At 37.5% G+C, this 23453-nt stretch carries 13 protein-coding genes and 1 pseudogene; 8 read left to right on the top strand and 6 right to left on the bottom strand.

Annotation, left to right across the window (positions count from 1 at the left end; translation table 11 throughout):
• Positions 1-206: 206 nt before the first annotated feature.
• Entirely contained in the window at positions 207-1529 is a 1323-nt protein-coding gene (locus HCN_RS00310; RefSeq protein WP_002956131.1) for an aromatic amino acid transport family protein, read from the bottom strand.
• An 89-nt stretch (positions 1530-1618) separates the two neighbouring features.
• Positions 1619-2596, bottom strand: a complete 978-nt coding sequence (lpxD, locus tag HCN_RS00315; RefSeq protein ID WP_002956132.1) for a UDP-3-O-(3-hydroxymyristoyl)glucosamine N-acyltransferase — start codon at positions 2594-2596, stop codon at positions 1619-1621.
• Between the two features lie 199 nt (positions 2597-2795).
• On the opposite strand from lpxD, the gene HCN_RS00320 reads away from it, so the two are divergent.
• The 6 genes and pseudogenes from HCN_RS00320 to HCN_RS12640 all read left to right on the top strand — a co-directional run bounded on the left by HCN_RS00320 (position 2796) and on the right by HCN_RS12640 (position 15479).
• Positions 2796-4634, top strand: coding sequence for a saccharopine dehydrogenase family protein (locus HCN_RS00320; RefSeq protein ID WP_014666194.1), 1839 nt, complete (start codon positions 2796-2798; stop codon positions 4632-4634).
• A 98-nt stretch (positions 4635-4732) separates the two neighbouring features.
• Complete coding sequence (locus tag HCN_RS00325; RefSeq protein ID WP_014667497.1) at positions 4733-7870, top strand: site-specific DNA-methyltransferase; 3138 nt, start codon at positions 4733-4735, stop codon at positions 7868-7870.
• A complete protein-coding gene (locus HCN_RS00330; protein ID WP_014666195.1) occupies positions 7870-9636 on the top strand; it encodes an ATP-binding protein in 1767 nt (588 codons plus the stop codon). Before HCN_RS00325 ends, HCN_RS00330 begins: the two co-directional genes overlap by 1 nt.
• Positions 9637-9644: 8 nt before the next feature.
• Positions 9645-10646 carry a virulence RhuM family protein gene (locus HCN_RS00335; RefSeq protein ID WP_041309575.1) on the top strand — a complete coding sequence of 334 codons (1002 nt, stop codon included), beginning with the start codon at positions 9645-9647 and terminating at the stop codon, positions 10644-10646.
• Positions 10643-13498 carry a DEAD/DEAH box helicase family protein gene (locus tag HCN_RS00340; protein ID WP_014666197.1) on the top strand — a complete coding sequence of 952 codons (2856 nt, stop codon included), beginning with the start codon at positions 10643-10645 and terminating at the stop codon, positions 13496-13498. Before HCN_RS00335 ends, HCN_RS00340 begins: the two co-directional genes overlap by 4 nt.
• A 224-nt stretch (positions 13499-13722) precedes the next feature.
• Positions 13723-15479: pseudogene (locus HCN_RS12640) on the top strand (methyl-accepting chemotaxis protein).
• Between the two features lie 93 nt (positions 15480-15572).
• Here the strand turns inward: HCN_RS12640 and HCN_RS00350 are convergent.
• The 4 genes from HCN_RS00350 to moaA all read right to left on the bottom strand — a co-directional run bounded on the left by HCN_RS00350 (position 15573) and on the right by moaA (position 21517).
• The gene (locus tag HCN_RS00350; protein WP_014666200.1) at positions 15573-16688 is read right to left on the bottom strand and encodes a Cj0069 family protein; all 1116 of its coding nucleotides are present in this window, start codon (positions 16686-16688) and stop codon (positions 15573-15575) included.
• 110 nt (positions 16689-16798) lie between these two features.
• On the bottom strand, positions 16799-19345 hold the full coding sequence (locus HCN_RS00355) for a heavy metal translocating P-type ATPase (protein ID WP_231900481.1): 2547 nt from the start codon (positions 19343-19345) through the stop codon (positions 16799-16801).
• A gap of 5 nt (positions 19346-19350) precedes the next feature.
• On the bottom strand, positions 19351-20439 hold the full coding sequence (mqnE, locus tag HCN_RS00360) for an aminofutalosine synthase MqnE (RefSeq protein WP_002956142.1): 1089 nt from the start codon (positions 20437-20439) through the stop codon (positions 19351-19353).
• A gap of 103 nt (positions 20440-20542) precedes the next feature.
• Complete coding sequence (moaA, locus tag HCN_RS00365; RefSeq protein ID WP_002956143.1) at positions 20543-21517, bottom strand: GTP 3',8-cyclase MoaA; 975 nt, start codon at positions 21515-21517, stop codon at positions 20543-20545.
• Positions 21518-21615: 98 nt separating this feature from the next.
• Between moaA and mobA the strand changes: the two genes are divergently transcribed.
• Both mobA and flhB read left to right on the top strand, forming a co-directional pair.
• Positions 21616-22197, top strand: a complete 582-nt coding sequence (mobA, locus tag HCN_RS00370) for a molybdenum cofactor guanylyltransferase MobA (protein WP_002956144.1) — start codon at positions 21616-21618, stop codon at positions 22195-22197.
• Positions 22198-22200: 3 nt separating this feature from the next.
• Entirely contained in the window at positions 22201-23334 is a 1134-nt protein-coding gene (gene flhB / locus HCN_RS00375) for a flagellar biosynthesis protein FlhB (RefSeq protein ID WP_014666202.1), read from the top strand.
• The last annotated feature ends 119 nt before the right edge of the window (positions 23335-23453 follow it).

The raw sequence follows: 23453 nt of genomic DNA on the forward strand, positions 1-23453 counted from the left end.
TAAACATCACTCACACCGAAAAGCAAGAAAAACAAGATTAAGATTCTGTATTTTTTTGACACTTTTATAAATGCAGGGTTGCTTTGCTACGCGAAGTTACCTTGTCGCAAATTTATCTGTCTCAATTTCTCACAACGCTTTTAAACTGATTTATTGCACTTAATGATTTGCTCTAGATTCTAAGGGATAGAATCTAGAGAGAAGTGTTAAGCGATAAGCTTATAAGCCACGGTGAAGATTGTCAAAAGCCCTGTGATAAACACAAAGGCATCTAGGGCTGGGTTTTTGAACTGCTTCATTTTTGACACGCTATAAATAGCGATGATTGGCATAAGGAATAAAATCGCTGCGATGATTGGGCCGCCTAAGTCTTCAATAAAGCCAAGCACACTAGGATTGATATAGGCTACAACAAGCATTACCACATACATCACACTTGTGCTTGCCACAGCTATGACTTTCAGGTTTGGAGTTTCATTCCCTACGATTTTACAGCACTTACGCACGATACCATACGCTCCTTCACGCGCTCCAAAATAATGCCCAAAAAATGAGCTAGAAATCGCCAAAAATGCTATCAAAGGACCGCCATAAGAGATGATAGGATTATCAAGCTTATTAGCAAAGTAGGATAGCACAGGGATATTTTGCACTCTCGCTTCTGTAAGCTCCGCTGGACTTAGACAAAGCACACAAGAAAAGACAAAAAACATCACAAAAATTAGCAACATAGTAGCCGTGCGGAATAGAATTTGATTTGCTTTTGCCACAGAATGATCCCCATACTCACGCTTCACACTCAAAGAAAATGTAGAAATCGCCGGAGAGTGATTAAAGCTAAAGACAAGCACAGGTAGGGTAAGCCACACGATTGTAAGAAACTCTTTAACATTTGGCACTTCGCTTAAACTGCCTAGATTCCAGTGCGGGATAAGATAGAGCGAAAAGAGAAAAAGTATCGCACACAGCGGATACACAAGCCATTCGCATACTTTGGTAATAAACTCTTCGCTAAAAAGCATAATCAACATAAACGCACTTACACCTAAAAATACCAAAATCGCCCGCCATAATGGCAGCAAATGTGCTACTTGTGTGCCTTTGTCATTGAGTTCGGTTGTGTAAATAGAGCTGATAAACATAGCTAGAGAGCCATTAGAATCTAGCAGGGGCAAAAGCTGATTGTAAATAAAGCTTTCAAATGTGTTTGTAATCCCTACACAATACGCCAAGCAAATAGGGAAAATCGCAAAGAAATACAAAATAGAGATAAACACGCTCACATTGCGTCCAAAATACTCTTCTGCGGCGTGAGTGATGTCTCTGTCATTACCATTTGCTTGACAGACAAAGCGACTTAACGCTCTGTGGCTCAAATACACCATAGGAAAGATGACAAAACACATCACTACAACAGGCCAAAAGCCACCGCCTCCAGCCTTAATAGGCAGATATAAGATCCCAGCTCCTACTGCCGTGCCAAAGAGAGAGAGCATCCAGCGGGTATCAAAAGCATTCCATTTTTGCATAACGCTCCTTTGTAAATTGTGAATGTGGATTTATTCTATACTAGAAATCTTGCTATTTCTTTAACTTTTTTCAAAAGATTCTAAAAAATTTAGCGTGGCGTGGATTTTTTTAACATTCTGCGTAAAGAGACATAAAATTTCATCCACTCATCAAGCTCCATAAGCGGATGTCCGCCCCATTTTGTGTTGGCAGGGAGATTTTTGCCTACCGCTCCCCTTCCAGCTACTTGCACAAAATCGCCGATATGGATATGCCCTCCTGTCCCGGCTTGTCCGCCAAAGATGACATTGCGTCCGGTTGTGGTAGATCCAGCCAAGCCCACTTGCGAGACAAGAATGCTATGTTCGCCAATGACGCAGTTATGCCCAATTTGCACGAGATTATCAATCTTTGCTCCTTTTTTGATAATCGTCTCTCCAAACACCGCCCTATCAATGGTATTATTCGCTCCAATCTCTACATCATCTTCAATCACCACTCTGCCATTATGTGTGATTTTGATATGCTCTCCCTTATCGGTATGTGCGTAGCCAAAGCCATCGCAGCCGATGATACTTCCAGCGTGGATAATGACATTATCGCCGATATGTGTATTGCCATAAATTACAACATTTGGGTAGATTTTGCAGTTTTTGCCAATGCGGACATTATCGCCTATTACCACGCCGGGCATAAGGCTAGAATCTTGCCCTATGCTAGAGTTTTCTCCTATGCTGACATTGGGGGCTAGTTTCACGCTTGGGTGGATACTGCCCTGTGTCTGCTGACTAAAATCGCTTGAGGCAAAGAGATGTGAAAGCAGAGCAAAGGCAAGATGTGGATTTGTTACGATAAGGGGCTGAATGTGGCTAGGCACTTGTGATTCTAACTCTTTGCGGATAAGCACCGCTCCAGCTTGTGAATCTGCAAGAGAAGAGATATATTTATCCTGATCTATGTAGCTTATTTGCGTGTGGGTGGCAGATTCTAATGGGGCGATACCGCTAAGTTCAAAGTCATTTTGTATGGTATTTTGCAAGGTAAGATAGCCTTTGAAAGCTGTGCTTGTGGCTTGAGATAGGAGCATTGCTAATCCTTATCAAATGTGGAATAAAGACGCAATCATAGCATAAACATTACAAAAATCTTACAAACCGATAAGTGGGTGTAAAAACCTAATGCTAAGGGTTTTGTAGTCATAATTGAATGAAATTGTGTATAATTCAGCCACTCGTATAAAATCGTATGAAATGGCGTATTAGAAAATATCTACATAAGGAGCAATTATGGCTTGTGTTTTACAGATTGGTGCAGGTGGAGTTGGCGGTGTGGTAGCGCATAAAATGGCGATGAATAGGGAGAGTTTTACTCGCATTATCTTAGCTTCTCGCACCCTTAGCAAATGCCAAGCGATAGCAGATTCTATCCGCCAAAAAGGCTTAGGTGGGATTGAGATAGATTCTGTCGATGCTGATAGCGTAGAATCTGTGATGGCTTTGATTGAAAAATATCGCCCAAAGCTTGTGGTAAATGTCGCATTGCCTTACCAAGACTTGAGCGTTATGGAAGCGTGTCTTCGCACAAAAACGCATTATTTAGACACGGCAAATTACGAGCATCCAGATTCAGCGCATTTTGAGTATAAGGAGCAGTGGGCGTATGATACACGCTATAAACAAGCAGGGATTTTTGCACTGCTTGGCAGTGGCTTTGACCCGGGCGTTACTAATGTGTTTTGTGCTTACGCACAAAAGCATTATTTTGATGAGATACATAGCATTGATATTTTGGACTGCAATGCGGGGGATCACGGCTATGCGTTTGCGACAAACTTTAACCCTGAAATCAATCTAAGGGAAGTGAGTTCAAAGGCGAGATATTGGGTAAAAGATATTAAGGATTCTAATGTGGAATCAAATAGACTTGTTTCACAAGCTGACTTAGCCTTAAATCCAGACTTAAAACAAGATACTATCTACCGCAAGTTTGAGCGAGAAGAAAAGCATTGGCGAGCAGAAGTGGAGACAAAAGAAGCACAAAGAGAGCAACAAAAAGAAGGAAATTCTAAGATTTTTGATGAGAAAGGTGTGTTTTGGAGCGAACAAGCAAGGAGTTACCTAAGCGGTAATGACGCCGCTTGTGAGCGAACAATTGCACCTTTATCGCAAAAAGCTGAATTTCCATACGCAGGGGGGCAGTGGCGAGATATTGCGCCCCTAGCTTTGATGAAAGAGTGGGACTACCCAGAAGTTGGCGTGAAAAATAGCTATTTGCTTTACCACGAAGAGTTAGAATCGCTTATCCGCAATATCAAAGGTTTGCGAAAAATCCGCTTTTTTATGACTTTTGGCGAGAGCTATCTCACGCATATGAAATGCTTAGAGAACATCGGCTTTTTACGCATTGATGAGGTGGCACACAAGGGTGGCAAAATCGTGCCTATTGAAGTGCTAAAAACACTTTTGCCAGATCCTGCAAGTCTAGCCTCTCGCACAAAGGGGCAAACGCACATTGGCTGCTATATGAAGGGCGTGAAAGACGGCAAAGAACGCACGATTTATATCTATAATATTTGCGATCACGAGGCGTGTTATAAAGAAGTCAATGCGCAAGGTGTGAGCTATACCACAGGTGTGCCAGCGATGATTGGAGCAAAGCTCATCTGTGAAGATAAATGGGGGCTAAATGCGCCTAAGGGGCATTTAGCTTGCACTGCTATTTCGGCGGAGTCTGCGAAAATCGCTCAATCACTTACCTCTAGTAAGCTCAATCGCGATTTTCTTGACAACCACCAAACTAGCAGCACAATCTTAGAATGCCAAGATTCCAAAAAAGACTCTAAAGTAGAATCTCAAAAAGTGGATTCTGCCCCTTGCCATACTGAACGCAGTGGAGCTTCTAGCATAGAATCCTACAATGTAGAGCGACTAAAACTCAACGCCGATATGCCAAAAGGTGGAGAGCATCAGGGGATAGATTCTAGTAGTGGTAGTGGCGTGTGGAATATGGAGCAAAACGACCCCGACCCCTTTATGCAAGAATTAAACGCTCAAGGACTCCCATACATCGTCTGCGAGATAGAATCTAATGGCAATTTAAAAGTGCTAGAAGATGGGAGAAAGTAGAGAATCGCAATACAAAATAAATCGCTTAAGCAAGATATGGGGAAGTTTTACTAAGCTTTATACCTAACAAAAAGCACATAAAAACACAAAGGCAAATAATGGACTACAAAAAAGCATTTTATAGCAAATTAGAGGAATGTTATCTGGGTGCAAAGATAAAAGCCTATGAAAAGGCTCATACAGCACAAAATACACAAAGCAATACAAGCAACGCACAAAGCGGTTTTAGCAATCTTTTAAGCATAAAAGAGCAGTATTTCTCTCACATAAAAGCCTACCTAGATTCTGCTATCCCAAATGATGATTTTAACTCACACGATATTTACAACAAGCTTTACACTTTCTTTGATAGCTATCTTAATGATACAGGCACGCCATTTTTCCACGATACACCGCTGTATAAAAATATTTATGCAAAAGTCTATACCAATTCCAAAGATACAAGCCTTTTTTATAAAACAAAAGATTTATACTATGTCAAAAGTGATACGCTTTATACTAGCCTTACTTTAAGCGATGAAAACGAGCTAGCCCAAATCCACTTTGATACAAGTGAATATACGCAAAACGCTGATAATACCAAGCGAAAGCTTATTTTCAAACTTGATAAAATCGAGCAAACAAGCACAGATAAACAAGATTCTATACCCACCATTTATATCAAGATTTTAAGTCAAAAGGATTTATTCCCAGAACTTAATGCTGTGTTTAAAGAAAATAGCAATGAGTTGAGCGAAGATTTTATAAAATCCCTAAAAGCACATAAATTCCCCCTAGATGAAGCGACCATAAAAAAGCTTTTTACAAGTTATAAAAAGCAAAATGAAGTTGATTTTTTTATCCACAAAAATGCAATGGCATTTTTACAAGAGCAGTTTGACTTGTGGTTTTATCATTATCTTTATAAAGACAGCGAGTTTCAAGAATGGAGTGTAAAATCCATTTCACATTTACAAAGGATTCGCAATATCGCCTTAGAGTTAATAGGGCTTATAGGCGATTTTGAAGATGAGCTAAAGGCTGTGTGGTTAAAGCCTAAGTTTGCTAAAGCAGTAAATTATGTCTTTAGCCTTGATTTAATTTTAAGGCATTCAGTATTGAGTGATAAATCGGCGATTCTGTGTTCGCCAACTGCGGCACTTACGACTAGTAAGCTTCTTGTTGGCTCACTTGAAAACGCCGATTTCTCATCTCAATCCTTAGAATGCCAAGATTCTACTAATGCTTATTTGCATAATACAGCCCTTTTAGATTCTATATGTAAGGACAAAGGCTTTGAATCTCAAATCAAAGAATGGCAGGATTTAGGGCTTATTGATGAGAGTTTTAGCAAAGAAGCCTTTATGGATTTTTGTTATACTTATCAATTTCAATATTCTCTCCACCATACTAAATCTTTTTCTTGTCATACTGAAGTGTTAGCTGAAGTATCTAAAAATACAGAAACTAAAAAAGATATTTCGCTGCCACTCAATATGACAAACTTACAAAAAGATATTTCGGCTTCGCCTCAATATGACAAAAAAACACAAAATGTAACTAAAGAATCTACAAACGACAAATACCGCTATTTGCCCCTTGATACAAAGCATTTTAGCAAAGAGATAAAATACAAGATTCTAAGCGTGTTTGATGATATAGAATCTATTCTTAATGGTGAGCTAATAAAGGCAGATAATTTTCAAGCCTTAAATTCCCTAATGCCAAAATATCAAAACAAAGTGGATTTAATTTATATTGATCCGCCTTACAATACAGGCAATGACGGCTTTATTTATAGTGATAAATTTAATCACTCATCGTGGCTTTCAATGATAGCTAATCGCTTAGAATTAGCAAGGGAATTTTTAAAGGATAGCGGAAGCATTTTTATAAGCATAGATGATAATGAACAAGCAAGACTTAAAATTTTATGCGATGAGATATTTGGGGAAGGGAATTTTATGGCAAATATAATATGGGAAAAAGTTTTTTCTGCTGTTAATTTAAGGAAGGATTTTTCTCCCAACCACGATTTTATTAGCGTCTATTCAAAAAATATTGATAAAACATTGTTAAACCCATTACCACGAACAGAGGAAGCAAACGCAAGATACAAAAACCCCGATAACGACCCAAGAGGTATTTGGACAAGTGGTGATATGAGTGTAGGACCTGCAGTAGAAGCGAATATTTATGAAATTACTCTGCCTAGTGGTAGAAAAATTTTACCGCCAAAAGGTTATTCTTGGAGACTTTCAAAAGAAACATTTGAGGAATATTTAAAGGATAATAGAATTTATTTTAATGGTGGAGATTCTGTGCCTAGAATTAAAAGATTTTTAAGTGAAGTGAAAGATGGCATTACACCGCTTACGATTTGGAAACATAAAGAAGTAGGACATAATCAAGACGCTGCAAAAGAGATTTTAGCCTTATTTGACGCCAAGCTTTTTGATACCCCAAAACCCGAAAAACTTTTAAAAAGAATTTGTGAAATAGCCAGCAATCAAGATTCTATAATTTTAGACTTCTTTGCAGGAAGTGGGACGAGTTTAGCTACCGCACAAAAGCTAGGGCGTAAATGGCTTGGCATTGAAATGGGAGAGCATTTTTATAAAGTCATTATCCCACGCCTTAAAAAAGTTATCGCAGGATTCCAAAGCGGGATTAGCAAAGAGTGCAATTATCAAGGCGGTGGGGCATTTAGATACTATGAGTTGGAATCCTATGAAGAAGCATTAAAAGAATGTGAATATGTGCTTATAGATTCCAAATATACTAAGCCTTTTTCTTGTCATACTGAAGCGTTAGCTGAAGTATCTAAAAATATAGAATCTAAAAGAGATATTTCGCTATCGCTCAATATGACAAACTCACAAAGAGATATTTCGGCTTCGCCTCAATATGACAAAGAAGCACAATGCACAGCAACTTATAAAGATAGTCAAAGCATTTACCCTGCTAAAGATTATCAAAAAGCACAAAAAATCATTGATTACAGAAAATCCCGCAAACTCATTAAAAAGCTTAATAAGGGCGAAACAATCACACTAGATATGAGCGGATATAGAAAAGAATTTGATTTATTCCACACTTTAGCAAACTTACAAGGGCTAAAAATCAAGCGATTATTTTTAGATTCTAAAGGTATAGAATCTTGTGAGTTTGACAATGGCGATATTGTATCGCTAGACCAAATTGACTTACATACATACCCAAAACTTAAAAATCTTTTGTGGTGGGAGAAATTGTGATGAAAATAAATATACCAGAGGTTGTAGATCAATTAAAAAATGTCAAGCTTGAGAATGTGATATTTGAATTAATAGTAAATGCAATGCAAGCAAATGCCACATATATTGAGCTTAAAATTATAGCCTCCAGCTTAGACAATAAAAACATAACTCCCTATGTAGATAAAATTGAAGTGATTGATAATGGTGATGGCTTTAATGAGGACAATTTGAAGTCTTTTGGGGAATATCGTAGTAATTATAAAAAATCATTAGGCTGTAAGGGTATAGGAAGATTTATATATCTTAAACTTTTTAAAAGCGTAAAAGTTGTAAGTAAAAATAAAGAATTTGATTTTGCCTATAATGGTATGACAGAGCCTAAGGAGCAAGATTTTTTTGATAAAACTAAAGTGATTTTATCAAATCCAAAAGATAATTTTTCGGTTGATTTTTCTAAGATTAAAAAACAAATCAAAGAGCATTTTCTGGCTTATTTTAAGATAGAAAACAGGGATATTAAAATAGATATTTATAGAAACGATGAATGTGTAGATAGTGTTAAGAGTATTGAAATACCAGATTTTGAAAAGAAAGAATTTAAAATTAAAAATTATTCTTTTAGCATATCATATATTTTTGGGGAAAGTGATTTTAGAAATGAAGGATTTTATGTTGCAAATAATAGGGTTGTTATAAAAAATTCAGATTTAAACCAAGAAAGTAAATATAATTTGCCAAAAGAAAAAGATTTAAGAATATTTTATATTTTAGAATCCGATTATTTTGATAAAAATGTTAATGATGAAAGAAATGAATTGCAAATTTATCCCAAACGAAAAAATTCGCTTGAATTTGAGGATTTGAGTTGGAATGATATACACGATGAATTAGAAAATCAGCTCAAAGCAATTTATGTGGAACATAATTTTGATGTAGAAAATACAATTAAAGAAAATAGAAAACAATCAATTAAAGAATCACCTTATCTCGGAGTATATTTTGAAAATAGGAATGAATTCAATGTAAATGATATGTTAGAAAATGCAAAAAAAGAATTTAATGATGATAAGGATTTTTTAAGAGATGATAATAATAAGGTAAAAACAAATTATGAAGCTAAATTAGCTAAAGTAACACAAACGGAATTGGCTGAATATGTGTTTGATAGGGATAAATTAATCCAAAAATTAAAAAACTCTGTTGATAAAGGGAGTGTAGAAGCTGAAATCCATAATTTATTTATGCCTAAAAAAACATTTGATGATAAAAAAAACTATAGAACTAATAATGTTTGGTTATTTGATGATAGATTTATGTGCTATGATAAAATTTTTAGCGACATACAGATTAAAGATATTTTTCCAGAGCTGCATAAAAACATAGAAAGACCTGATTTATTAAGTATCATTTCAAATACTTATGAAAAAGAGAAAATTACTGATATTTTATTGATAGAATTTAAAAAGCCAGAAAATGATAGGGATTATTTTCCAAAAGCAAAGCGTCAGATATTAAGCTATGCTTCCTATATCAATGAGGCATATGCACAAAAGGGTTTAAGAATTTGGGCTTACGGTTTTTTAAAGTTTAGTGAAGAAATATTGAGAGATCTTATCAATGATGATTACAATCAGATATACACAAGCACTAACTTTCCTATTTGTTACAAATATAATCAGGCTAATAATACGATAGTTAATTTTATGGATTATAGTTCTTTAATTTACGATGCGGAAAATAGAAATCAGTTATTTTTAGATATTTTAAGAGGCAAATATTTATGACAACTAATATGCCAAACATCCTTCTCTACACTACACAAGATAAAAAAATAAAAGTAGAACTCTATGAGCTTGGGGAGAGTGTGTTTTTAGCCCAAGATTCTATGGCAAAACTTTTTGACACCTCAAAATCTAGTATAAGCGAACATATCACAAATATCCTAAAAGATGGGGAATTGCAGGCAAATTCAGTTATTCGGGAAATCCGAACAACTGCTAGTGATGGTAAATCATACAAAGTGAAATTTTATTCCTTAGAGATGATTTTGGCTGTGGGCTTTCGTGTCCGCAGTAAAAGGGGAGTGCAGTTTAGAATCTGGGCAAATGAACATTTAAAAACCTATTTGCAAAAGGGCTTTTTAATAGATAGTGATAGACTTAAAAATCCAAATGGCAGAAGTGATTATTTTGATGAGCTGTTAGAGCAGATTAGGGATATAAGGGCGAGTGAAAAAAGGTTTTATCAAAAAGTGCGAGAGCTTTTTGCTTTGAGTATAGATTATGATTCTAGCGATAAAGCAACGCAAATGTTTTTCGCACAAACGCAAAACAAGCTTTTATACGCTATCACGCATAGAACTGCCGCAGAGCTGATTTGTGAGAGAGCAAATGCAAAAAAGCTGAATATGGGGCTTACAAGCTGGAAAGGTAGCGTTGTGCGTAAGGGCGATGTGATTGTGGCGAGAAATTATCTAAAAAAAGAGGAGCTAGATAGTTTAAATCGTTTAGTTAATGTGTTTTTAGAATCCGCAGAACTTAGAGTGAAAGATAAGCAAACTTTGACTATGGACTTTTGGAGACAAAATGTGGATTCTTTGCTTATCTTTCAAGGAATGCAAATTTTAAAAGATAATGGCAGTATCTCTAACGCACAAATGGAGCAAATCGCTTATAAGCAGTATGAGCTATTTGCTACACAACGCAAAAAGGAAGCGTTGCTAAAGGCAGAACAAGAAGATGAAGAGATATTAGAATCTACCTATAAAACACTTAACACGAGAGCAGGAAAATGACTAAAAAGCAATCACTGATTTTAAAAGATATTACAGACAAAAAGATTCAATCTTTCAGCGATATTTTTGAAAGACTTGATTTAGTAAGCTTTAATGGCAGTATTAGTCTGCAAGAGTATCAAGTAGCGGCATTGCAAAAGGCATTATGCAGTTTAAAGCTGTATAGAGATGATACAAAAGAGCTATGCTATGAATACAAAGAGGCTTTTAAATACAACGCTATAAAATTAGATTCTAAAAAAGGCTTGGATATAAAAGAGTTTTGCAATATGGCAAGCTTTTGGATGGCGACAGGCAGTGGCAAAAGTATTGTGATGATAAAGCTTATAAGCCTTATGCAAAAACTTATGAAAAATGGCGAGATAGAATCTAAGCCCATAATGCTACTTGTGCCAAATGATAAGATTTTACATCAGTTTAAAACGCATATACAAAGCTTTAATGCGTATCAGCCGATACAAATCACTTGCAATGAGATAAAAGCGTATGATAATCAAAGTTTGCCAGATTTTGAAAATGTCGTATTTCTTGGTAGAAGTGATTTGCTAGATATAAAGGAAAATGTCGGTAAAGATTCTAAGGCAAAAAGGCTAAATTATAATAATTTAATGCGTGAAAAAGGCTGGTATATCTTGCTTGATGAAGCACATAAGGGCGATAGCAAAGATTCTATAAGAAAAAGCTATATAAGAGACTTAGCAAAAGGGCGAGAGAGGCAGGAGTATCCGCACGGATTTATCTTTAATTTCTCTGCGACTTTTGATAATGATATAGAGCTTTTTACTTGTGCTTTTAACTACAATTTAGAGAAGTTTAATAATGATGGCTATGGGAAAAATATCGTGGTGCTAGATAGCAATCTCAAAGCCTTTAAAGATTCTAAAGTGGATTCTAGCGATGAAAAGTTAGAGCGGATAATGGAAAGCTTTATCCTTTTTGTGGGGATAAAGCAGGAATTAAAAAGCTTAAAAGCAAAGTTTGAAAACCTGCATTATCATAATCCTTTAATCATCGCCGTGGCTGATAAAGTCAATACCAAAGATGCGGGGATTAAGCTATATTTTGAAGCGATTATGAAAATCTTACAAGATTCTAAAGATATAAGCGAGATTGCAAAAAACTTAGCAAAAAAACTAGAATCTAACAATATATATTTTGCTGAAAAAGAGATGAATAAAGACTTTTTAGAGAGACTTGCAAAAGTGGATTCTAAAGACTTAAGAGAGCAAATCTTTTATGCTAAAGAGACTTCAAGTCTAGAGTGCTGTAAGATTAAGGGAAATAATAAAGAACTTGCCTTTAAAAGTAAAAATGCGACAAAACCCTTTTTGCTTTTAAATATCGGTAGCATTAAAGAGTGGGAGAAAAGCTATCTTGATGGGCTAGGCATTGAGAGTGGGGAGGATATGGCAAAGGGGTATTTTGAAGAGCTAAATCACAAAGAATCACCCATACAAATTATGATGGGAAGCAAGGTGTTTAGCGAGGGGTGGGATAGTAACCGCGTGAATTTCATTAACTTTATCAATATCGGTAGTAAAAATGCAAAAAAATATGTCCTGCAAACCATAGGACGAGGGGTAAGAATTGAGCCTTTTAAAGATGTCCGCAAACGACTAAAAGCAAGTGGTAAGCTAGAGTATAACGCAAAGGATTCTTTAGGTGATGGGAGTTTGGGGGTTGAGAGTGTGTTTATTATGGCGACAGAAAATGAAGCGATTGAGTGGATTTTAAAGGGGCTTGAGGGCTTTAGATTCCAAAGTAAGCTTGCTGGCTTTAAGAGAAATAAAACGCTAGAACCACTGCTTGTGCCAAGCTATAAAAACTCTCACAAACAAAATGAAACCTTTGTGATTTCACATTATGACTTTGAGAGATTAAGCAAATATATAGAATCTTATGATGAAGATATTTTGCTTGTATCAAGTGGGATAAATAGAGCGGATTTGGGCTTTAGCACTTTGCAAAAGATACAGCAAAAAATGCGTGATGAAGCAAGTGTAAGCTTAGAGATAAAGGGCAATATGCCAAAACTTAAACCACAAAATGCCCTGCACAGTATGGATAGATTTTTCCACGCACCTTTGCAGGAATTAGACAAGTTTGTGCCTTGTGAAGATAGCATTACGCATTTTAAAGATTTTATGCTAAGTGGTGATGGGCTTAGTGAGATGATTATAAAAGAGATGAATAAAGTGGTTAAAGAACTAGCACAGATAAAACAAGCTAAAAGCATAGATGCGCTTAAAAAAGAATTTGAAAAAGGCAAAATCTCACTAGATGAATACACCGAGCAAATCCAAGCTAAACCAGCACAAAGCATAGAAAAACATAGCTATGTTATCACAGCAGAGCTTGCAAAGCACTATTACAGCCCTATGGTTTTAGAATCATATAAAGATTCTGCAATCCATATTAACTATGCCATTAGCGAAAGAAGTGAGCTAGAATTTTTAGAGGATTTACAAAAATATTTACAAGATTCTAAGAACGCATTTAAAGATTATGAGTGGTGCTTTAGCAGGATTGTAGAAAAGCTAGATTCTATTTTTATCCCCTATTTTGACACGCAAAGCCAAGAGCAAAGGAGATTTTACCCCGATTTTATCTTTTGGTTAAAGCATAAGCAAAGCGGGAATTATAGAATCATTTTTGTAGATCCTAAGGGCTTAAGCTTTGAAGCAAACGCAAGGGATAAATTGCAAGGCTTTAAAGAATTATTTTGTAATAAAAAATTAGATTTTCAAGGCTTAGATATAGAGATGGATTTGTATTATTACAACAAAGAATCTAGCGTACCAAAGGATTTTGAAGGGTATATTGCTTCAAGGATTTGTGAGCTATTTACATAATAAGTAGAGCAACATACTTATATGATATTTATATGGAGTTATCAATTCTAAGTTTTCAACCTTTTGCAAAGATTGAATCTGGATCCAAGTGTGTTTGACTTTATCACTAGCAATTTGTAAAGATTCTGCAACGATAGGCAAGACTATGTCTTTTTGTATACTGATTTGTAAAATTTTGTGTTACTCTTTGTGAAAGCATACATTAATGCAATAAAGGAGCGGTTATGAAGTTTTATAAGAATCTCTCACTTAAATCAAAATTCCTAAGCCTTGTTATCGGCTTTTTTATAGCATTTGTCATATTTTTGGTGCTGACAATACTAGGAGAAGAAAAGTCCTCCAAAGCTACACAAGAACAAATCATCGCAATGTTACAGCAAGAGATTGAAGCAAAAATCAAGCTTAGCACAGATTCTATGGCGAGTGCGCTTGGTGAGCTTGTAAAAGGGCTAGATGAAAAGGAGCAGATACAAATCATTTCTAAAGCCATTAGCAAGATGTATTTTGAAGATGATAAATCAAGCTATTATTTTGTGTATAAAGAAGGAGTTGCTTTAGCATATCCACATCAAACAGACATTATAGGCAAGTCTCTATGGGATACAAAGGACATTAATGGCACTTATTTCATAAGGGATCTTTTTGAGAGTGCAAAAGATGAGAGCAAAAGGGGTAAATTTGTCTATTATGTTTTCCCTAAGCCTCTGCCAGATGGAAAGTTTGTTGATGTACAAAAAGTATCTTATGCACAGCTTATCCCCAACACCGCAAATATTTGGATTGGCACAGGCGTGTATATTGACACACTAGATTCCCACACACACGCTACTTCACAGGGGATTTTGAGTAATATCTCTCAAACGATATACAGCAATATCGCCATTTCAATGGTGGCGTTTTTGCTTATTTTTTCCCATCAATGTGGCTATTTTACAGCACCCATTTGCGTGGAATCTTAAACTTACAGCACAATGTCTTTGCCTTTTTTGCTTATCTTAACCACGAGAGCAAAACAATGGATTCTATCCCACTAGATTCTAAAGATGAGATCGGTCGTATGGTAAAGGCGATTGATGAGAATGTCAAACGCACACAAGATTGGCTAGAAAAAGATTCTAACCTTGTGCGTGATGTGCTAGGTGTCGTAGAGGAGGCAAAGCAGGGGCGATTTGGCTCTGTGATAGAAAATACAAGCCTAAATCCGCAAATCAATGAGCTAAAAGATGCGATAAATCAAATGTCGCACACGCTTTTAAATCTTGTCGGCGAGAATCTCAAAAATACCGCAAGAGTGTTTGAAGCTTATAAAAATAATGACTTTACTGACAGGATAGAAAACCCTAGAGGGCTTGAAAATGCCGTAAATAGCTTAGGGGATTCTATGGTGAGTATGCTTTCAGTCTCTAAAAACTATGCCAACGAACTTGAAGTAAAATCTAAAGAATTAGAATCTTCTGTGCTTGAGCTTACAGAGAGTGCCAACACTCAAAGTGCATCATTGGCACAAACTGCCACTCTCACAGAAGAGATTGCCCAATCTATGCAAAATGTGAGTGATCGCACAAACGAAGTCATCGCCCAAAGTGAAGATATCAAAAATGTCATCGGTATCATACGCGACATAGCCGATCAAACAAACCTTTTGGCTTTGAATGCCGCTATTGAAGCCGCAAGGGCAGGAGAGCACGGCAGAGGATTTGCGGTTGTTGCTGATGAGGTAAGAAAGCTTGCCGAACGCACACAAAGAAGTTTGGGTGAAATTGAAGCAAATACAAATCTTTTGGTGCAGAGTATCAACGATATGGCAGAATCCATTAAAGAACAAGCACAAGGTGTCAATCAAATCAATGATACCATTTCACAGCTTGAATACATCACGCAACAAAATGTAAAAATTGCCAATCATTCACGCGATATAAGCACCGCACTAGATAATGTCGCAGTAAAAATTTTAGACGATGTGAATAGTAAGAAGTTTTAAGGGGATTTTAGAATCTTGCCCAACGCTTAAAGAATAGTCTAAAATGGGGTATGCGAGATAAGAGAATCTCGCATAAAGACTTGAAAGAATGAGTTAAGATTTCGCATCTTCCACAATGTTAATAATTGTGTTTGCTACGCGTCTAGCGGTTTTATCCAAAAACTCAACAGGGGAAGTAAAGCCCACACAAGAGCAGTTAATCTCGCCTAGCACATACTTATCCTTACCATTTTCATCGGTATCAAGGATAAAGTCTGCTGTCCAAATCAAAGGCAAGTCGTAATTACCAAGCTTTGTTTTGATCTCTGGCAAGTTAGATAAGAAGTAGCTTACTAACTCATTCCATTGCTCTGGCTTATCATAGCGGTATTTTGCCCCGCTAAAGAGTGTCGCTGAAAACGCATCCGCCCCTTCAGCTGGTTTTTTATGTACGACATAAATTGGGTCTTTATACAGCATTAGGATTCTAATCTCACCCTCTTTAATGCGTGGCAAGAAAGTCATATCCACAAGCATACCATTATCGCCTGTCAAATACTTCTCGCAGAAATTCATAAAATCGCCTAGTTTATGCTCTTCTACATGGTTATCCACCGCTTCTGTGCATCGCACGATGGTATCAAGTGGGACAGAAGAAACTTTACCATATTGACTTTTATCTTTTAGCTGCACACGCCAGATTCCCTCCCCTGTGCTACCGCGATTTTGCTTTAGCACTCTCTCACCTTTTGCTAGAGTTTTTGGGAAGTTTGCCTTAAAGTCGTGCTCTTCTCCTGCTACCCAATTCACACCAATGCGTTCTGCTTCAGCGGGATCATAGTAGGCTAAAGTATCTGTTGGTACAAGCTCTGTATTGCGAAGTTTTGTGAGGGCATCTTTTGCCCCATAGCCTATCATCGCATCAGGGTGAGGCATACCAATCACGCCACTATCACAAAGCTTACGCAACACATCAAAGTAAAGCTTCTCTTCTTTCAAATTGCCCGGATTCACACGCGATACATACGCATCAGCCACACCTTTAACATATTCAAAAATCTCATTTGTTTTCGCAGAATCTTTTAAAATCTCATCTGTGAAAAACACAACTTCCGCACTCCAACCAAGCTTTTTGAGATAGTCCATCATTGGCACAGTGTCTTTTCTGTGCCCATCTCTGCCCTTATCACTACCGCCTACTGCTTCGAAAAAAACGATATGCTTTTTCATCATACGCCTCCCTATGTAAGATTAAAAACAAGCTTATGTTACGCTAAAAATTTGCAATATAAGCTAAAAAAGCATAAAAATATTACACTTTTTTACTTCTTTTTCAGTTTCTACTCATTTTTGTTTTCTTTAAAAGCTTTAAAATTTCTTAATCTTAATGAGTTTAGCACCACAATGATGGAGCTAAGGCTCATTGAGAGTGCGGCAAAAAGTGGTATAACGAGTCCAGCAAGGGCTAAAGGCACACTCAAGGCATTGTAACCTATGCTTAGAGCGATATTTTGCTTAATAGATTTGTATGTGCCTTGTGCGATTGCAAAGGCGTTATGCAAAGTGCTAAGCTTGTCATCAAGGATAACAATATCACTGCTTAAAATCGCAATATCGCTTCCCGCCCCCATAGAAATGGCTATGTCGCTTTGGTTTAGAGCTGGAGCGTCATTAATGCCATCGCCTATCATCACAAGCACAGAATCTTTATGTGTTTGCTTATAGGTGCTAATCCACTCCGCCTTTTGTAATGGGGATAAAGCGTGTTTAGCTTGGCGGATATGAAGTTGATTGCTTATAAGATTCACACTCTCTTGCCTATCGCCACTTAGCAATGCACTCTCAATCCCACTTTTATGCAGAGATTCTATGAGTGTTTTGGCATAGGGTTTTAGCTCATCATAAAGCTCAAAAACTTCGCATAATTTTTTTTCTCCATTGTCTATTATCCCATAGGCAAAAAGCATACCTTGAGAGATGTTTAAAGGTGGAATAACAAAGCCTTGTTTTTCTAAAAAGGCAAGATTCCCCCCCACGAGTTTAATACCCTCCCCACTCTGCGATAAACTATGAGCGGTAATGCCTTGTGCGTCAAACTGCTGAAAGCTTTCAAGATTCCACATATTTTTTTGTATCCCCGCTTCATCAACTGAATCTGCTAAAAACTCCGCAATGCCTGACGCCACAGGGTGTTTGCTTGAACGCACAAACTCACGCAAAAGCAACTTGTCATAATCCCCTTGTATGTGGCAGTGCTGCACTTTTGGCTTGCCGATAGTGAGTGTGCCTGTCTTATCAAAAACGACCATATCCGCTTTTGCTAGGCTTTCAAGGAATTTGGCTTGTTTAAATAGCACATTATGCTTATAAGCCTCGCCAATTCCAACGACTGACGCTATGGGGGTAGCGAGAGCTAACGCACAAGGACAGGCAATGATAATCACAGATATGGCTATCATCAGCGATTTTTCCGCTCCAACATCGGCTAGAAAATACCAAAATACAAAGCATAGGGCTGCTAGGCTTAAAATCACGCGTGAAAAATATTGTGAAAGGGCATTAGCAAGATTTTGAATCTGCGGACGATGAGAGAGAGAAGAGCTTACAAGCTCAATAATATGACTCATAAGGCTTTGTGAAAATGCCTTTGTAGCGGTGTAAAAGATTTGATGATGAAGGTTAATATAGCCAGAAAGCACCGCCTCACCCTTTTTAGATTCTAAAGGCAGGGATTCCCCGCTAATTGCCTTGGTATCAAACAGGGCATATTCACTCTCTAAGATTCCATCAATGGCGATTTTATCCCCCGCTCTCACTAGAATCTTATCTCCCACTTTTACACTCTCAAGGCTTCTTTGCTCGTATGTTTCGCCATTGCTTACTTCCACACTTGTAGGCAAAAGATTCTGCAGACTATCAAGGCTATCGCCGGCATTTTTCCTTGCGCGCACTTCTAGGAATTTCCCCACTAGCACAAAGGTAATAATCATACTCACAGATTCAAAGTAAGTCTCGCCACTGCGTGTAATAGCCGCATATATGGAGTAGAGATAAGTTAAGCTTGAGCCTACACTTACAAGCAAGTCCATTCCAATAAAGCCATTTTTCAGCCCATAGTAGCTTGAGCGGTAAAATATCCAGCCAGAATAAAAGAGTGTAGGCGTACAAAGCACAAATGAAGCAAGATTCAAAATATCCTTTGCATCTGCTTGTATGCCTAGAAAGTATCCGCTATATTGTGCGATAGCCACCCACATAATATTCATCGTGCAAAAAAGGGCAACAATCACGCGGATATAATAGTCTTTCATCTGTGCCTTATCCGCATTCTCTTGGATTCTACTATCATAGACATACGCATCATAGCCAATGGAACGGATAAGGCAGATAATCTTGCTTAAAGGCAAAATCGCATTATCCCAAGTGATAGTGGCTTTATTATTTGTGTAGTTTATAGCCACATCATATATGCCTTGTGTTTGACTTAGAATCTTTTCATTCAGCCAAATACACGCCGCACAATGAATCCCGCTTAGAATCAAATGCACTTGGCAGAGCTGCTTATTGCCTTTAGTAATGGAATGGATATATTTATCATAAAAGCCCTGTGTATCAAAATGTGCTACATCACTTTGTTGAGTGAGATTTGGAGGTGTGATACTCATATTTAGCTTATCATAAAAGCTTGTAAGCTCACAAGATTCTAAAAGCAAATACACGCTTTCACAGCCATTACAGCAAAAATACAGCTCCTGCCCCTTATCATCTATGCGTTTAAAGAGCTGAGATTCTTCATAGGGCAACTGACAATGGCTACAACATCGCTTAGATTCCTTAGCGTGTGTGGAAGTGTCAGAAGTGGAATGCGTGTGCTTAGAATCTCCCACAGCCCTTAATACTCCGCTAATTCATTATAGATAGAATCTCGCTCTATGGCGACAAACCCCGCATCTTTAATCTGCGAGATAAGCTCATCTTTGCTTAATCCGCCTTTGCTTTTTGCTCCTGCGGCGGATTGTATAGATTCTAGTTGTATTGTGCCGTCCATATCATTAGCACCAAATTCCTGTGCGACAATCGCCATGTTCAGCCCCAAAGTCGCCCAATACGCCTTGATATGCGGGATATTATGTAATAAGATTCTAGCAATAGCAATAGTTTTTAGAATCTCCTGTCCGCTTGGGAAGTCCTTGATATTAAGGAAGTTATTTTCTTTTTGGTATAACAGCGGGATAAAGGCATTAAATCCCCCATTTTTACTTGCCACCTTAGAATCTTCACTTTGAATCTCCCGCAAACGCAGCATATGATCTATTCTATGCTCCCTTTTTTCTATATGTCCAAAAAGCATAGTGGCATTACTCATTTTGCCTAAGCCGTGCCAATAAGCGTGGATTTCAAGCCATCGCTTAGAGCTTACCTTGCCCTTACAAATATAGCTTCGCACACTCTCATCAAAGATTTCCGCCCCACCTCCGGGCATAGAATCAACTCCTGCTTCCACCATATCTTCTAACACTTTTTTATAGCCCTTGTTTGAGATTCTATCTATATAATCCACTTCCGCCGCCGTTAGGGCTTTTAAATGCACCTGTGGCAATGCCTTTTTAATCTCCCTAAAAAGTTCAAAATACCACTCATAAGTGTAGTTTGGATTATGAGCGGATACGATATGAAGCTCTTTTGCACCATTTTCATAGGCTTTGTGAGCTTGGGTTAGAATCTCATCAATACTCATTGCATAAGGGTTTGGATTCTTGCGACTTGCTGAAAACGCACAGAATTTACACACATCAGCACAGATATTGCTGGGATTAATATGGCGGTTGTTATTAAAAAACACCTTTTTCCCATAGCGTTTTGTCCGCAGCTTATTAGCGACTTTACCAAGGGTAAAAATATCATACTCATAGAGTTTGCTTAGCTCTTGTGGGCTAAGAGAAGATTCATTATATTCTAGGGCTTTTTGTAAAATATCCATTGTAAATCCTTATGCTTGTGATTTATAAAAATAAGCAAAACATTGAGAACACATTCTAATGTGCTTTTATTTAGAATCTTATTTTGCTTTTGCTCCTTTGTTTCTATCCGCCGGTGTAGTAAAATGCACGGGTTGAAAGCAAATTAGGATTCATATTCTGCTCCCATTGGTTTTTCTCGGGCTTATTTTTTATGGCTTTTTCTAGTAGGCTTTGCATTGCTTTTATATCTTCATTTAAAATCGCTTCTCTTAAGCTTACGCTTTCTTGGTAATACAAGCAAGGGCAAATCACACCATCGCTTGTTAGGCGGATTCTATTACAGCTTTGGCAGAAGTCATCTTCGTGTGGCGAGATAATCCCAAAGCTATATGATGTTTCATCATTAATCGCATAGAGTTTTGCCGGACCAAAGCAGTCTTTTTTGAGTAGTGTAGTTTTATACTTTGTATTGATATGGGCTAGAATTTCATTCGCCCTTAGCCCTTTGAGTTTGTCTTTTGCGTGGATATTTTCCATAAATTCAATAAATCGCACCCCAAAATGATGAGTCTTAGCAAACTCTAGCATATCTAGGATTTCATCTTCATTTAGCCCTTGCAGTGGCACCATATTGAGCTTAATGCCAAATTTGAGCTTGTGCGCTTTATGGATTCCACGCAGGATTTGGGGCAGGGCATCGCGTTTGGATATACGCTTAATCCGCTCATCTTTTAATGAATCTAGTGAAACATTTATGCGTTTTAGTCCTGAATCTTTTAGGCTTTGGGCGTATTTTTCAAGTAAAAAGGCATTGGTTGTAAGGGTGAGTTCAATATGTGGGGCGTAAGCATAAACGCTACCTATAAAATCGCATAAATCCGCCCTTAAAAGTGGCTCTCCACCGGTAATGCGGATTTTTTTAATCCCATTATCAATGGCAAGTTTAATAAAAATTAGCATTTTAGGCAGTGGCAGGGCGGTTTTATCAATAAAATCTTCAGGCGTATCTGGCATACAATATTGACAGCGGAAGTTACACTGCTTGGTAACTGATACACGCATATAATCAATTGTGCGTTGAAATGAATCTATAAGCATATATGTCCTAAGGATTATAAATTTATTGCTACTTTATTGTTACAATGGGGGATTATACAAAACAAGTTACAATACACTATAAAGGCTAAAGGTTTTTTATGCAAAAGATTACAACACCTTGTGTGATTCTCGCTGGTGGGAAAAGCTCTCGTTTGGGACAGGATAAAACACAGATTCATTTTGGTGGCTATCCGCTTAGTCAATGGCTTGTAATGCGTTTTGAAAATATGTGTGAAAATCTCTATGTGAGTGCAAAGCAAAGGGATAAGTTTAATTTTCACGCGGAGTTTTTAATAGAAAAAAGCTCCATTTATGCTCCGCTTGTAGGAATGATAAATGCCTTTGAGCTTTTAGATTCTAAAGAGATTATTTTTCTAAGTGTGGATACACCTTTTATCTCACAAGAGACACTTTTAGCCCTAGATTCAAAGGATAGCCCGATTGTGTATGCGCAAAGTGAGTTTAAAGCACATTATTTGGTTTCAAAATGGCAACGCTCCACTTTAGATTCTCTTCTATGGGCGTATAAGTCTAAAAGCTATGCCTTGCATCGCATTGTTAAATCTCATCTGCACGAGATTGTCCCTATCAGCGAAGAAGAGGGTTTAAACATTAACACAATGCAGGATTATGAAACCGCACTCCACAAGCTAGATAAATTAAATGAGCTAAAGGGCTAAAAAATGGCTAATGAAGAAAAGACACAAGCCCCCTCCACCCATAAAATCGCTAAAGCACGAGAAGAAGGTAATGTCAGTAAAAGCCCGGAATTAGCGGGATTTTTTATTCTGCTTGTGGGGCTTGGGGCGATGTTTTTACTTCTGCCTTTTTGGGTGGAGCATAGCCAAAAGATTTTTATCCATATCAATTCACTTATCACACAAGAAGTTGATGTGCGAATGCTGGGGGATTTGATGCTAAGTATCGGGCTTGAAGTATTTATTATGTTAGCCCCGCTTTTTGTAGCCCTTATGGTAACAGGTGTGATTGCTAATATCGCACAATTTGGGCTATTGCTCTCCCCCAAAGCCATTAAGCCAAAGCTCTCTAAAATTAATCCCATTACGGGTATAAAAAATGTCATTTCGCTCAAAAAACTGCTTGATGGCTTTATGATTACACTCAAAGTCTTTGTGGCGTTTATTGTGGGATTTGCTGTGTTTGTGAGCTTTTTTAATGAACTGTCTAGCGTGTCTATGAGTGGGCTATATGGGCAGATTATGTGGTTTAGACAAAAGGCGTTAATTCTCATCGGTGTGCTTTTAATCTTATTTTTCATAATGGCGGTGAGTGATTATCTCATCAAACGCTATCAATACATTAAAAGCCTTAAAATGAGTATCAAAGAAGTCAAAGATGAGTATAAGCAATATGAGCAAAGCCCCGAGATTAAAGCTAAAATTCGTCAAATGCAGCAAAAAATCGCTAGTAATCGTATGATGCAAGAGATTCCAAGTGCTTCTGTGGTGATTACAAACCCTACGCATTATGCTGTGGCGTTGCGGTATGGTGAAAAAGAGATTGAAAAAGGTATGCCGCCTGTGGTGGTGGCAAAGGGGATTGATGAGTTGGCTATCCGTATAAAGGGTGTTGCTAGGGAGTATGAGATTAGGATTATTGAAAATCCCCCTTTAGCACGAGAGCTATATCGTCAGCTAGATTTGAATCAAGCTATTCCGCACGATCTTTTTGCCGCGGTTGGTCAAGTCTTGCAAGAAGTAGCATACCTTGATAGCTTGGAAGGCAAAAACACAATGAGCGAAATTCTCCAAGCCGCAGGTGCTAAGGCTCACCAAGCACAAGCAAACACAATGTAGTGTAAAAGTTTATAGAATCTTGCTTTTATTCTATAAAAAGTCTCAATATAGCCCTATCTTTACGCATAAGCCTTGCATAAGCTTATTTGGGATTTAAAAAGATTTGTTAGAATATCGCC

It is taken from the genome of Helicobacter cinaedi PAGU611 (assembly GCF_000284635.1).
Taxonomy (GTDB): domain Bacteria; phylum Campylobacterota; class Campylobacteria; order Campylobacterales; family Helicobacteraceae; genus Helicobacter_C; species Helicobacter_C cinaedi.